This is a genomic window from Nocardia sp. NPDC055165 (assembly GCF_053606985.1).
The window spans coordinates 25,058-38,553 of record NZ_JBSGSS010000004.1; the positions used below are offsets into that span (position 1 = coordinate 25,058).

The 13,496-nt window shown below is 64.2% G+C and carries 16 protein-coding genes; 1 reads left to right on the forward strand and 15 read right to left on the reverse strand.

Annotated elements, in window-relative coordinates; genetic code table 11:
* Positions 1 to 186: 186 nt before the first annotated feature.
* Positions 187 to 1,161 carry a GlxA family transcriptional regulator gene (locus ACWFRF_RS09515; protein ID WP_452449530.1) on the reverse strand — a complete coding sequence of 325 codons (975 nt, stop codon included), beginning with the start codon at positions 1,159 to 1,161 and terminating at the stop codon, positions 187 to 189.
* 74 nt (positions 1,162 to 1,235) lie between these two features.
* On the opposite strand from ACWFRF_RS09515, the gene ACWFRF_RS09520 reads away from it, so the two are divergent.
* A complete protein-coding gene (locus ACWFRF_RS09520) occupies positions 1,236 to 1,817 on the forward strand; it encodes a cysteine hydrolase family protein (RefSeq protein ID WP_449966310.1) in 582 nt (193 codons plus the stop codon).
* 118 nt (positions 1,818 to 1,935) lie between these two features.
* Here the strand turns inward: ACWFRF_RS09520 and ACWFRF_RS09525 are convergent, their stop codons facing one another.
* The 14 genes from ACWFRF_RS09525 to ACWFRF_RS09590 form a co-directional block, all read right to left on the reverse strand.
* Positions 1,936 to 2,223, reverse strand: coding sequence for a hypothetical protein (locus ACWFRF_RS09525; RefSeq protein ID WP_452449532.1), 288 nt, complete (start codon positions 2,221 to 2,223; stop codon positions 1,936 to 1,938).
* 218 nt (positions 2,224 to 2,441) lie between these two features.
* Positions 2,442 to 3,638, reverse strand: a complete 1,197-nt coding sequence (locus ACWFRF_RS09530; RefSeq protein ID WP_452449534.1) for a hypothetical protein — start codon at positions 3,636 to 3,638, stop codon at positions 2,442 to 2,444.
* Positions 3,639 to 3,651: 13 nt separating this feature from the next.
* Positions 3,652 to 4,014, reverse strand: coding sequence for a phage tail fiber protein (locus tag ACWFRF_RS09535; RefSeq protein WP_378989152.1), 363 nt, complete (start codon positions 4,012 to 4,014; stop codon positions 3,652 to 3,654).
* Between the two features lie 86 nt (positions 4,015 to 4,100).
* A complete protein-coding gene (locus tag ACWFRF_RS09540) occupies positions 4,101 to 4,436 on the reverse strand; it encodes an LtfC-like domain-containing protein (RefSeq protein ID WP_364714266.1) in 336 nt (111 codons plus the stop codon).
* Positions 4,433 to 4,708, reverse strand: a complete 276-nt coding sequence (locus tag ACWFRF_RS09545; protein ID WP_378869907.1) for a hypothetical protein — start codon at positions 4,706 to 4,708, stop codon at positions 4,433 to 4,435. Before ACWFRF_RS09545 ends, ACWFRF_RS09540 begins: the two co-directional genes overlap by 4 nt.
* 16 nt (positions 4,709 to 4,724) lie before the next feature.
* Positions 4,725 to 5,324, reverse strand: coding sequence for a hypothetical protein (locus tag ACWFRF_RS09550; protein WP_452449537.1), 600 nt, complete (start codon positions 5,322 to 5,324; stop codon positions 4,725 to 4,727).
* Positions 5,324 to 6,571 carry a glycine-rich domain-containing protein gene (locus tag ACWFRF_RS09555; protein WP_452449539.1) on the reverse strand — a complete coding sequence of 416 codons (1,248 nt, stop codon included), beginning with the start codon at positions 6,569 to 6,571 and terminating at the stop codon, positions 5,324 to 5,326. Before ACWFRF_RS09555 ends, ACWFRF_RS09550 begins: the two co-directional genes overlap by 1 nt.
* Entirely contained in the window at positions 6,558 to 6,965 is a 408-nt protein-coding gene (locus ACWFRF_RS09560) for a phage gene 29 protein family protein (RefSeq protein ID WP_379315208.1), read from the reverse strand. Before ACWFRF_RS09560 ends, ACWFRF_RS09555 begins: the two co-directional genes overlap by 14 nt.
* A gap of 14 nt (positions 6,966 to 6,979) precedes the next feature.
* Entirely contained in the window at positions 6,980 to 8,644 is a 1,665-nt protein-coding gene (locus ACWFRF_RS09565; protein ID WP_449966326.1) for a Gp37-like protein, read from the reverse strand.
* 5 nt (positions 8,645 to 8,649) lie between these two features.
* On the reverse strand, positions 8,650 to 9,546 hold the full coding sequence (locus tag ACWFRF_RS09570) for a phage tail protein (protein ID WP_379315093.1): 897 nt from the start codon (positions 9,544 to 9,546) through the stop codon (positions 8,650 to 8,652).
* Between the two features lie 50 nt (positions 9,547 to 9,596).
* On the reverse strand, positions 9,597 to 9,986 hold the full coding sequence (locus tag ACWFRF_RS09575; RefSeq protein ID WP_379315092.1) for a hypothetical protein: 390 nt from the start codon (positions 9,984 to 9,986) through the stop codon (positions 9,597 to 9,599).
* A 34-nt stretch (positions 9,987 to 10,020) separates the two neighbouring features.
* On the reverse strand, positions 10,021 to 11,535 hold the full coding sequence (locus tag ACWFRF_RS09580) for a hypothetical protein (protein WP_452449541.1): 1,515 nt from the start codon (positions 11,533 to 11,535) through the stop codon (positions 10,021 to 10,023).
* 138 nt (positions 11,536 to 11,673) lie between these two features.
* Positions 11,674 to 11,991 carry a hypothetical protein gene (locus tag ACWFRF_RS09585; protein ID WP_452449543.1) on the reverse strand — a complete coding sequence of 106 codons (318 nt, stop codon included), beginning with the start codon at positions 11,989 to 11,991 and terminating at the stop codon, positions 11,674 to 11,676.
* Between the two features lie 51 nt (positions 11,992 to 12,042).
* Positions 12,043 to 13,467, reverse strand: coding sequence for a hypothetical protein (locus ACWFRF_RS09590; RefSeq protein ID WP_379315090.1), 1,425 nt, complete (start codon positions 13,465 to 13,467; stop codon positions 12,043 to 12,045).
* Between the last annotated feature and the right edge of the window lie 29 nt (positions 13,468 to 13,496).

The following is a 13,496-nucleotide window of genomic DNA, read 5'->3' on the forward strand; positions in this document are numbered from 1 at the left end:
AGGGGGGCAAGACAAATCCTCAAGAGGCCAACAGGCCCGCCACCAGCTGAATCAAGTTCGTCAACCCCCACAACACCGGCGTAGCCGAGCCCGTAGACCATTCCTCCGCGATACCCGTTCCCATACTCGAAACCCCTTGTTACTCATATCCTCACCGGCAAACGTCCCGACAGAGATCATAGTGAGTCACCCGATACGAAATCGGCGGCGGTACTCGTTGGGGGTCGTATCGAGCTGGCGACGGAAAGCGCGAGCGAGCGTGTCGATGGTGTTGAAACCGCAAGCGGCAGCGATCCGTTGGAGCGTTTCGTCGCTCGTCTCGAGCCGGTGGCGCGCCACTTCCACCCGCGCCGACTCGATATAGGCCGCGGGCGTCATCCCGAGTTCGGTGCGAAAGATGCGCGTGAGCTGACGTTCACTGACATGGACCTGCTCGGCGAGGTCGGTCACCGTGAGCGGTTTCGCGATATTGCGCGCGATGTAGTGCCGCAGATCCTCGATCCGGCGCGTGGTCGACACCGGCTCGAGCGACACACTGAACTGACTCTGCCCACTCGGCCGTTTCAGATACATCACCAGCTGGCGAGCAACCCGCAACGCCAATTCGTCCCCGAAATCGTCGGCCACCAAGGCCAGCGTGAGATCCAGGCACGCGGTGAGTCCCGCTCCGGTCCAGACATTTTCGTCGCGAATGTAGATCGGGTCCGCGTCGACGATGACCTCCGGATGCTCGGCGGCCAATTGCTGCGCGGTCGACCAATGCGTGGTCGCTCGCTTCCCGTCGAGCAGCCCCGCAGCCGCCAGAATATGCGCACCGACGCACACCGAAGCCACCCGCCGAGCACCCTCGGCCAACCGCGACACGGCCGCGACCACCCCCGGATCGACCACCGCGCTGACCCGCCGATGACTGTCCGTCTCCACCGCCCCCGGCACCACCACCGTGTCCACCCGCCCCAGCTCGGCGAACATCACATCCGGCAGAATCCGCACCCCCGCCGAGGTGGTCACCGCCTCCATCGACTCGGCGGCCAGCACCACCCGATACCCCGTCGGTTCGTCCATCTCCCGCTGCAACAGCGAGAACACCTCCGGCGGCCCCGTGACGTCGAGCAGATCCACCCGATCGAACAACACGATCACCACGAGCCGCTCAGCCACCCACCACCTCCATGTCCGATTCTGCAGGTTACATGACATTGCCGACATCCCGCGGCGTCCATACCGTGGATCCCATGACCTCCACGACCCTGCGCGCACTCAACGGCTTCGACGAAACCCCCGCCTCCCTGACCAACTCCACCCTCGTCCTGGTCGACTACCAGAACACCTACACCCAGGGCGTCATGGAACTGACCGGCTGGAAGCAAGCCCTCGACGCGGCCGCCGAACTCCTCACCGCGGCCAGGGCGGCGGGCACCCCCGTCATCCACGTCATCAACGACGGCGGCAAGGACACCCCTTACGACATCACCACCGACATCGGCCGAATCCATCCCCAACTGTCCCCAACCTCGAACGAACCCACCGTCGTCAAATCCGTCCCCAACGCCTTCGTGAACACCGACCTCGCCGAATTGGTCGACGCCGCAGGCAACACCAACCTCATCATCGCCGGCTTCATGACCCACATGTGCGTCACCTTCACCACCGAAGGCGCCTTCCTCCGAGGCAACACCCCCACCGTGGTCGCCAACGCCTGCGCCACCCGCCCCCTGGGCGACATCCCCGCAGCTCAACTCCACACCAGCGCCCTGGCCACCATCACCGACCTCTACGGCATCGTCGTCCCCACCCCCACCGACCTCAGCTCTTGATCCCGCCCGACTCCAAGTGCGGAAACGACGAAACGGCCCACACCCGGTCATGGGGTGCGGGCCGAGCACTGATTCCAGTGCACACCAGTTCCGTCGCGAAACTGTCGATTCTGATCTGTCAGACGCGGTTGGGCGGGTAGCCGGTACCGGACTGGAACAGGTCACGATAGATCCAGAAGAACTCGGAGTCCTCCGCGAAAAACGCCGTGGCACCGGACATCCCGGATTCACTCACCTCGTCGCTCGGCGGCTCACCGGGGTGGCCGGCCGCTTGGTCGGGCAGAACACCGCGACGAATCAGATAGGTCTCCTCACCCGCCAGAGCGTTACTCGGAACCTCCCAGTACGTGCTGTAAACGACGACATCGGAAGTAGGTTCAGAGCCCGGCGGCCAGCCGACGACCACGCCACCGGCACGCCGCGCCCTAACCGGCCGAGCCTGCCGAGGCACCCGAATGGTCGTCCATTCAGGATTGGAATTCACTGCGATACGAACAAGTTTCGACATTACTCGATTCCTTTCTATCGAATGAGAGCAGCCGGAATGTCGCCGGCGCTGGCCTATCGGCGAAGTTTGTCTTCCGAATCACCAGCAATGTGGCCGACAACCGAGAACTCTCGGCCTCAGGTGATCCGCACGTACGACGCCGAATTCACCTGCGCTGTCGGGTTGTACACATTCAAGAACTGATTGCCCATTGCCTGGACCCGGACCACATCGCCGGCCGCGATGGAACGGACCATCGAGACAGTCACGGTGGCCGACGTGCTGGCGGGAACGGGCGTCGCCGTACCTGTCGCGACAACGACTCCGTTGACTGTCAGCCGCAACGTGACATTGACCGTGACCGCTCCAGCCGCGGTGAAAACGATCGAGGCTGCCAGCGTCGCTGCGGCTTTCGCCGCCTGAGCGACGATGCCGTCGGTATTGACCGTCGATCCGGGGTAGGTGCCGGTATCGGCTGCCCACCCGGCCACCGTCAACCAGTCATTGGCCATCTGCGTCCACGCCGGCGTCGACTTGGTCATCCCCGCGGGAGCGAAACTCGGCACCGTGACCATCGACAGCTGCCCGATACCGGTATGCGCCATGTCGACGCCCGCCTTCGCACTGGTCACCGCGACCAGCCCACCGGAACCCGTGGTGTCCACGGGCGCGCCCTGAGATACCGCGAGCTGCCCACCGCCGCCGAGCGCGATCGGCTGTCCCGTCGACACCGATAACCAGCCTTCTCCCGCAGTGTCGCCGGGCACGACCACAGCCCCGGCTGCCGCCGCCTCGACCCCCAGGCTGCCGCCGCCGGCGAACGCGAGATCGAACGGTTTGAGACCGGAGAACCTACCATCACTACCGAACAACGCTTCCGCGCTGCCGATCACGACCAGGTCTGTACTTGCGGTTCCTTCGGCTCGGAAGGCCAAGGGGAGGTGCGTGTTGAGCGACGCGCTGGAGCCACCGACCCCGGTGAGACCCGCCCCGAGCAGAACCTTCCCCGATTTGACCACAACCTTGGCGACCAGCTTTCCCAGAGCGCCTGCGGCGCCGAGAGCCTCGGAACGAGGCGAGATGGCCGCGGTGGCCTGACCGAGCGCGGTCGGAGACAACGAAACCTGAGCTCGCACCTTGTCCAGATGTGCGGCGACGCCGCCATGTCCGACATACCCGGCGACGATGTACGGCTTGATGATCGGCACAACGGCGCGCAGAACGACCGTCGGCACCGCCGGCGCCCTCGATGTGGTGACGGAGACACCGGGCAGTCCCACCGCGGCTGTGGACGGCGCCGGCAGGGTGGCCCGCGTCGGTTGTTGCGTAGCCATGCGGCGCCCTCCGTCAGCTCTGGGTGAAAGTGGGGGTGATCAGCAGCTGGCCCTGGGCGCCCAGAGTGGTGGAGCTGATCGCGACCTTGTCGATGAAGTCCGCGGGGCCACCGGCGAGGGTCTTCCACAGACCGACGTAGGTGTACGAGCCGGCCGGAAGGTCGATGGTGACCTGCGAACCCGTGACCACGCCACCGGTGCCGGAGGTCCAGGCCGACTGCTTGCGGGCGTAGGCGGGCGAACCGCCGCTCGCCTCGTTGGCGCCAGTGGTGCCGGGATCGGCGATGTGCACGCTGATGTAGACAGTGTTCGAGCCCGCGACGTTCTTGTAAGCGTCGGCGAGAGCCTGGCGAGTGGTAGCAACGGCGATAGCCATGACAGCTCCTAATTTCAGATATTCGAGGGTGAGTTTGCCGTTGAGATGACATTGCATCTCAACGTTTTTCAAGCGACGCGGATGCTCTATGTCCGAATGACCGAGCCCACGTACCACGCGTAAGTGGTCGCGGGCGTGGTCGGATAGGTCACGAGCATCGTGTACCGCGAATTTGCGGGAATCGCGTCGCAGATGGCGCTGGATACCGCCCAGGAGGCGGCGGTCGGGGTGACGGTCGCGGACCAAGCGGCCAGCGGAACACCGCTCGGTGCGGTCAACCCGATGGAAATGGTGGTGCCAGTGGGAAATACCGCACCGCCCGACGGCTGAATCGTCTGCACGAAGCTCGCGCCGGTGGTCAGGATGAGAGGTTCGACGGTGGGCTGATACCCCAGATAACCGGGGTCGACCGGTGATGTCATGGCATTTCCTTTGTTTCGTAGCCGGCCAGCCAGAGGGCGCCTTCGTGAGTCGCGTCGGGATGAACGTAGGAGCCGGGCAGCTTTGTCATCGTGACTGCCGAACCGTCGGGTCGCGCCGGCACGATTACCGCCTCCGCGGCCTGTCGACCGAACGCTTGCTGCGTCCACACGATCACATGGTGGTTACCCAAGAGCGGCTCCGAGAGTTCGAAGAGCCGAGCGGGGCCGGCGAATCCGCTCACTGTGGTGGAAATCGTTGTCGCTGTATTCATGTCGCAAAAGTTCCGTTCAATATGTGAAGTGATATTCGATGACGGTGACAAGTCCGGCGGCGCCCATTGCGTCGGCGCCACCGCCGCCTGCCGGGAAGCCCCCACTGGCGCCGGAGTTTCCACCGCCACCCGACTGAGTCACCTGCCAGAGCGGCGGATTGCTGGTGCCGGCGGCGACCAACCCGGATCTGCCGCCGATAGCTCCCGCACCGGCGCCACCGCCCCCGCCTGCCAGCAGAGTGATGTCACCACCAGAAACGGATTCGCCGGGTTGACCGTTCGGACCGCCGTTGCCGCCTCGTTGAAACCCGAGTCCGCCCCCGGTCCCACCGCTGCCTCCGCCGCTGCCTCCTGCTGCTACCAGCCAGGTGCCGAAACTGGACGTGCCCCCGTCACCGCCCCCACTGCCGGCTACGCCGACGACAACAGGCACGGGCTGGGTGAGCACAGCAGCCGGGATCCGCCGCGCGGACCGAATAGCCTGTCCCCCACCGCCACCCACGGTCGCACTTCCCGCTCCGCCGCCACCGCGGAGGATGACCTCTACAGCGAACAGGTTCAGCGGCGGGGTCCAGGTGCCCGATGCGGTGAACACACAGAGGTTGGCAGCGAACATCAGCTGGTCCGTTCGATCAGGAACACGATCCCGCCGGCTCCATGTGCGCCCTGGGCCGCACTGGTGCCGTTTCCACCGCCACCGCCGCCACCACCTGCGGGAAATGCGCCGGGGCCGCCGGGGTCACCGCCGGTAATTCCGCCGCCGCCGCCACCACCGCCTGTCGCGACGATCGGGGAAGGAGGCGAACCGGCGTGGCCGGCGGCGCCCCCCTGCGAGATCCCGCCCTGGCCGCCGGGCGCGCCGAGTCCGCCCGTGAATCCGGCCGCGCCGCCCCCGCCGCCGCCACCGCCGTACAGCGCGTAAGCGGAAATGGAGTTGCCGCCGGCGCGTGGAGCCGGGTCGGGTTCCCCGACCCCGGACGCACCACTTTTCCCGCCGGCTCCACCCGGGATCATGCCGGAGCCACCGGCTCCACCTGGGCCGGCCATACCGAATTGGAACAGGCCGCCGAGTCCGCCTCCTGCCATCAGCCACGAGCCGAAGGAGGTGTTGGTCCCGTTCGAGCCATTCGAGCCACCGGGTGCCCCACCCGCCCCGCCGACACCGACGGTGATCGGGATCGGGAGGAAGTCGCCATTGCTGTCGACCGGTAGTAGCGACGCGGGGATATTGGTGTGCACCTCACCACCGCCGCCGCCACCACCACCGGATCCGCGACTGCCCGCGATCACATCCCATCGCCCGCCGGCGCCGCCCGCACCGCCGCCGATCAGGATGACATCGAGGGACAGGATTCCCTTTGTCGGCCTGTAGTTCTCCGACGCGGTGAGCACAGTCGCATTGCCCTGCAACAAGATCTGCTGAAATCTCGTCTGCAACATCGTCATCGCCGGCAGCACATCTGACGGATTCCCCGACGCCGTGCCCGTGATCGGGCCCGTGATGCCTTTGGAAATCGAGTCCACACCCGACAGCGCCTCCCTGGCCTTCGCATCGAGCTGGGTGGCCCAGTCGTTGAGGAACGCCAAGGGATGGATGCCGAGCACCTCGACCCCGGCCAGCGCCCGGCAGAGATTGGCCAGCATGCGGTCGATCGCCACGCCGACATACGAACCCAGTTGGGCATCGGCCTTGCGCACCACGCTCGAGACCGCGGCGTTGGTCATCGCCTGGAAGGTTTGCTGGCTGTAGTTGCTGATCTGGGTTTCATTGCCGCTGAACGCGATGTCACGGGAGTCGGTGAGTCCACCGAAGCTGCCGACGACTTGAGCCCCGTCTGGGACCTTCCGGTCAGGCGCGGTCATGCTCGGTCGCCTCCGCCTGGATGGATCGGGTGAGCAGATGGTTGAGGTCGCCGTGCTCACGCAACTGGCTGACCAGGTCGGCCCGCTCCTGCTGGGTCAACATCGCCACATCGGGCGCGGTGATCCGGGCGGGCTGCGGGGTTCCCTTCTCCACCCAAGTGCCCGCGGAGTTGAGCCAATGGTGGTGGCCCCGGATCGGCGGGTGGTATTCCTTGGTCTGCTCATCGGGGTGATGCCGGAACCCCAAGTCCCACAGATGTTTCGACCACTGCTTGAGTACCATGGGATGAACGATCATCGGGGCGTTCTTCGGACCGGGCAAACCGACGAACGCCCAGGAAATGGCCTCTTCGGGATTGTTCGGATCACATTCGTGCTGCTGTGGAATTGACATGGGAATCGCCGTCTCTAGTCAAAGTTGATTTTCACGCCGAGGTCGTGCATGGTCGATTTGATTTCGTCGATCTTGCGCATCGACTTCACCAGCGGCTCTTCGACTTCCTGATTGGTGCCGATGGTGATTTGCCAGGCTGGGGTCTGGTCGCGGGCCCAGGCCAGTTCCAGCTGAGTGACCTGGTCGATGTAGATCTCGTCCGGGGGCATGCCATGGACGGTGGCCCCCACTCGGTCACCGAGGAAGAAGTGGCCGTGGCCCTGATCGCCGATGAAGTAGGGCTGACCGTCAGCGACGGTGAGTTCGTGCGAGTAGAACGACCTCGTCGCCCACAGCGCCGAGCTCAACGCGGTCAGCGAGTTCAAGCTGTAAGCGTCGTCCGCGCCGTCCTGGAAATGCTCGTAGTAGTGCGACCAGCCGGCCTGCGCCGCGCGGATCGGATCCTTGTAGGAAACCCAGGCGAGCAACGTGTCCTTGAACCCGGGATACAGCCAGGTCTCAGCGAGTTGACCGCCGATCGCCGACCAGTCGCCCAGACCCGCCGTGGCGATCTGCAGCAAACCGCCCGCGAGCTGACCTGCCGAGGTGATGGCCTGCTTCACGCCGGCGTTCACCTGCTCTGGCGAATGCCCACCCGTGAGGATCTGCACATCGGTGAACGGCGTGATCGTGAACGACGACGTCTGCACACCCGTGTTCCGGTCAGGTCGGAAGATCACCCATGGCGCCTTCGACAACGTTCCCAACCAGCCCGGCTGCTGGTACTCCTCGGCATTGGGATCGGGCAGGACATTCCGCGTCGTGCCGAGGTAATCCTCGGTGTACACCTGAGCGGTGTAGACCAGCCCGTCCAGGACGCTGCCGCCCTCGCTCGTGCCAGTGGTGAATCCACTCTTGTCGACAATGTCGACCACCAGCGCGCCGTTGCGCAGATTCGCCCCCGGCCACGGTGGCGGATCGCCGACCAGCCACCGCCGGGTGGTGACCATCAACTGCGCGGTGGCCAGGGTGTCCTTCGCCAGGTCGTGGAACATCTTGAACCGGGAGTTGAGCAACGTCCACACCGACGAATCCGTCAGCAGATCATGGGGTTTCACCACGATCGACCAGTTGGACATGTCCAGGTTGAACCACTCGGACGCATCGAGCGGGTTGTCCGGCAGCGCCCACAATGAGGTTTCCAGCCGCAGCACGTTCAAGAACAGGGCGAGCTTCAACGAGGAGGCCGATGGCCCAGCCAGGATGAAGTGCTGCGGAATCTGCAGGGCGGCAGGGAGCAGCGGGTTAGCCCAGACGCAGATGTGCTTGAGCTCCTCATAGGAGTGCAGAAACGACATCTCGACCGTGGTGACGCCGTATTCGTCTTGTTTGACAACGGCTTTCGACAGACGGCCGTCCCAGCGCGCGCCATCCTTGTCAACGGTGATGTGGATGTTCTGGGTGGTCCGCGTGCGCGAGATCGCCCACTGCGAAAGATGATGCTCGTAGGGCAGCACGATGACGCCGGTCCCGGATTCATTCAGCATCCAGGTGAAATTGGCGCTGATCTCGCCCGCGCAGGTTCCGCGCAGCTGCCAGTCGCCATCCCAGAACCGAATGAGCGGCGGTTTGGTTCGCAACACCTCACGCTGCGCCTTGTCTTTCAGCGCGTTCTTGTAGATAACAGGCAGGTCGTTCACCGTTGTCATTGCAGCCCCCAGGGCCGCGACCAGCTGCGCGGTTGCACGGCCATGACCGAGGCGCCCGCTGGCGCGCCGGTCACCTTCACCGGCACAACGGTTGCCGACGTGTAGGGCGGGATCATGTACTCGAATCCACGGCCACCCATGAGCGCCCACATCTGCGATCGGTCGGCCGCGACGAGAGTTTCACGCGCCGGGTCGGTGTCGACGACCAGATCCTGACCCACGACCGTGTTCGGTAGCACCACAACACGATCCGCGTCCTCTTCGGCGCGGTTGTGGTAGTTGTTGCCGAAAGAGAAGTCGGGCAAGGTCCAGCGTCCCGGCGCCGAGCACACCCATTGCAGGTACATCGGCTGATCGGTCGGATTGGCGACGGTCACCGCGCCGGATTGTGTGGTGCCGTTGGTCGTGCTGATGGTCGAGACCCAGGTGCTCGTCGCGGGTTCCTCCACCCACCAAGGCAATCCGGCGGTGCAGGTCATGGTGACCTGACCCCACAGGTTCAGGTGCGGGTCCTTGTTCGGTTTGAAGTCGGGTTGCTGCGACATCCGCAGCGCGAGCGAGCGCGAGCCGTAGCTGGTGGTCACCGTCATGATCGAATCCGCGTCGTAAGCCCAGGCTTTGCGCCAGGCACTGTCAACGGATTCCCAGGAGCGACCGGCGATTTCGAAGATGTTGACGCCGAAGACAACTTCGCGTCGGTTGGTGCTGTACCCGCCGTAGGTCGCGCCGTTCTGGAACGCGGTCTGGTTCCAGATCGTCGTGACCGGCGCGTCGTAGAGTCCGCTCGGCGCGGTCCCGAGATCGACGCCTTCCCGGCCGCGGCCTTGTCCACTGATCGTCCACGTCGAACCATCGACGCCGGTGATCGTTATCAGCGCAGGACTAGTCCCCACTGGTTCACCTCAACTCTTTCCCTTGTGCTGCAATGAATGTGGTTGCGCCATCAGCTGACGTAGACGGCCGCGATGACGCCCGCGCCGACCGCGAGTCCGGTTCCGTTCTGGTGCATCTGCACGTCGATCACGTCATCGGCCTGGAGTACCGGCGCGACCGTGATCGGCACGGTCAACGGCATCTCGGCGGCCAAGTTGGTGCCGGCAGTGAGCGTGAGCGAGGCGAAGCTCTGCTGCACCACTCCCGCCCGCAAGTGCCGAACTGTGAAGGTGGCATTGTTGGTCACCGCGCCCGTCACAGTGACGAATCCGGCTGGTGCGACGAGAGTTACGTCGGTGACGGTGTCGCCGCTATAGAAGGCCGACCTGTACACCCCGGCGACGCCGATCACGTCGGCACCGCCGGCGGCCTGCGCGGGCAGGATTGCCGAATAGATCATGTGTTTTCCGTTCTCTGTTGTCGCGACATCGCTGCTACGCCCACGACGCGGCGACTTCGCGTTGTGCCGCGAGTGTTGTCGCGCGAACATGCGCGCTGTCGAGGTGATTGGTCGTGAGGTTGACCGTGGTCGAGTGATCGAAGTGATGCCGGTTGACCACGTGCGGCAGCGCCCGGGACGGGACCGCGAAGGCGCCTTGCCGTACCGCGATCACCTGCGCGTCCCGACCACTGATGGTGAGCGAGTCACTATTGATCGCTTCCAGCAAGGCGATATGCCGACTGGCAGACGCGGCATTCACCACGAACTCACCGTTGGACGCCATAATCGGCACCTGGTCATCGCGCGGACCACCCGGACCACGCACGACACCACCGGTGGCCATATGCGCCGCAGCCCATTCGACCATCGCGTCACCGATGAACCCGTATCCGATACTGCCCCCGCCGAGCCAGTCCGGCAGCGGAATATTGAGGCGCTCGAGCACCGACCCGATCGCGTTCACGACGACCGCGACATAGTGGATCACCGTCTTGAACACGCCTTCGACCCCCGAGCCCATGCCGCTGAACGAGTCCGAGATACCCTTCGTCACGTTGCTCAGCCCAGCGGTCGCCGAGGCGAAGACGTCCTGGAAGAATTTGCCCACCGGTTCGAGCGTGTTCTTACGCACGGCCTCGAAAACTTTCTCGATCGTGCCCCAATTACCGATGATCAGCGTCACCACGCCGATCAGCGCCGTAATCCCCAGCGCGATCATGCCCAACGGGGACTTCATCATCGAAGCGTTGATCTTGCCGTGGGCGCCGATCCACGACTTGGTGGCACCTTGCACATTCTTCTGCGCGGTCGACGAATTCTTCATCGCCTTGGTCAGATTCGTGAGCCCCTTAGGCGCCTTCGCCCATCCCCCAACCATTTTCGCGTGCGCGACGCCGTGGCCGGCCATCGCCTTGATGCTATCCCGCAGCGCCGTCGCCTTACCCTTCAGCGCCGTAACTTTTGCTTTTATCGCCTTGATCGCGGCGCCGGACTTACCGGCATTCGGTTTACCTTTGCCACCGGGTGGTTTCTGCTTTCCACCAGGGACGGGTTTGCCGGTGTCAACCTTCCCGCTGCCTCCGCCGCGCTTATCGGCCGTCTCGGGATCATATTTCTTATTTGTCTTCGGATCCGTTTTATCGTAGCTGTCGATAATCGACTGATACAGCTTGTCACCGGAGAGTCCGGCTTTTTGCCGGCGACGCACCATCCCGTCGAAGGTGGGACCATCCTTATTGCGGTATTTCCTCCAGTCTCTGAACTGAAGCCAGCGAACGCCCAGCCTGCTTTTCATCATATCTCGCGAGTCGAGGCGCGCTCTATGCCGAACATCTTGCAGTCTTCTGGCACGTTCCTCCAGCGAAACACCGGCATCCTCCCACGCTTTATCGAGCGGCGAAGCCTTCGCGAGCTCGGCGTTATACCACCGTCGAGCGCCCTCGAAACTCAATGAGCGATCGGCGGGGCGGTCAGCGCCGCTTCCCTCGTCCGAATCCATGGTTGTCACAACGACACTCCCTATGTGACCTCATCGCCGCGTTTCACATCCGACAACAACACGGACCGTCACAGGGCGTAGAAAAGCAGTCGGAGAGCGATCCGAAAGACCGCTCTCCGACTGCTAGAGGTGTGAGTTTAGTTAGATTTATGCGCAGTGGTCGCGAATGTACCGGGAAATCTCCTCGATATCACTCTTGGATCCAGCCACTCGGCCCCCTTCGTCGGGCCACCAGCTGAATCTGAGTAGGCTCTTTCCGCGCTTCAAGTGGGTGCGGTTGTAATCGATACCCGCATCAGGTCCGTCGTATCCGTATACGACACGCCACCCGTTCTCGATGTAGGCATCGAGCACCTGGCTGTAGCACTTCGTCGGAATATACGACTCCGTGGGAAGTCGGCGAATTCGTTCCACGCCATCGAAACATGAAGCCTGCACCATGTTGTAGAGCGCCTTGAACTCCATATCAATCCTTAATTCCAGAGTCGTCGCGATCCTGAGCTCGCACCAAGGATATCAACGTCGAACCGCGGCGTAGGTCAATGCCTTTCGGGCTGCCAGCGCGGTGTCGTGGGTATGCGCGTGACCGGACGTCGGCGCGCTGATGTTGACCGAGAGGGAGCGGTCGAGGCGATCGCCGCTCGGCGTGATCGGGCTGACAATCGCCAGTTGAGGGCGGTCGGCGAGGGCCAGTGCCCGGGCTTGGGCGCCTGCGGTCGCCGGCAATGAGCGCGCGGTGGCCGCGTAGCCGGACCCGGTGGTCGACCTGGATTCGTTGTTGATCGCCTCGAGCACACTGCGGTGCTTGGCGGTGGCAGCCGCGTTGACGACGAACTCGCCGTTGGACATCAGCACCGGGACCGCGTCCTCGCGCGGTCCGCCCGGTCCACGGACCAGACCACCATCGCGCATCTTGGTCGACCATTCGATCAGGGTGTCGCCGATCTTGGCCAAGCCGAGACTGCTTCCGCCGACGACGGGAACCCAACTGGGAACGGTGAAGTCGAGCTTCTTCAGTACCTCGCCAACGGCTTTCAGTACGGTCGTGCACGCCCGTTTCAGGGCATCGAAGACCTTGCCGACGACTTCGCCGACAGATTTGAACGCTCCCGAGACCACCTGGACGGTCTTCTTGAACGCCGGGACAACCGTTTGGCTCCATACCTTCTCGAAGAAGTTGATGACCGGTTTGAGCGCCTTCTCGAAGGCCTTGACCAGTGCGTCCTTGAGCTTGTTCAGCCAGTTCATGATCTTGTCGATCCATGGCTTGAGGTCGTCGACGATCTTCATGATCATGCCGAGACCGCCCTCGCTCAGGGCCTTGTCCAGCTCGCCTTGCTGCTTCTCGTGCTCGCCGTGGTCCTTCGCGGCGTTCTTGTGATCGCCGCTCGAGTGCTTGACCGCGGCGGCGAAGGGCGACATGCCGGTCGCGGCTGCCTTCGCCGAGTCGACCAGCTTCTTCGTCGCTGTGGTGTGCGGGGCCTCGAGGGCATCGCTGGCCTTTTGCGCGGCGTCGAGTTCCTGCTGCGCGGTCGCTATCGCCTTGGCATCGTCACCCTGACCATTACCTTTATCCGCGGGGCCACCCTTGCCGAGCGGCTTCTTCGGGGCTTGCGGTTTGCCGGCTGCGGCCGGCTGTTTTCCGCCGGGCCGTTTGACCCCCGGTGCCGGACGCGCGGCGCGCGGTTTCCCACCCGGCTGAGCAGGTGTGGCCGTCGACTTGGCCGCGCCCCCGGGAGACTGCTGTTGACGCGCCCGCATACCCATCGGTGCCGCTGCGGCAAGCGCCGCGGCACCGGCGACGCCACCAGCCGCCGCCACACCCTCTTCGTCTTCGGCCGCGGCGTCGCCGTCGTCATCGAGTTCGTCATCCTCGGGATCGAGATCGTAGAGTTCTTCTTCGTCCGCGTCGAGGTCGTCTTCGGGCAGGGATCGGTCCATCGTCTACTCCTTGGTCATGCGTCGCCGTG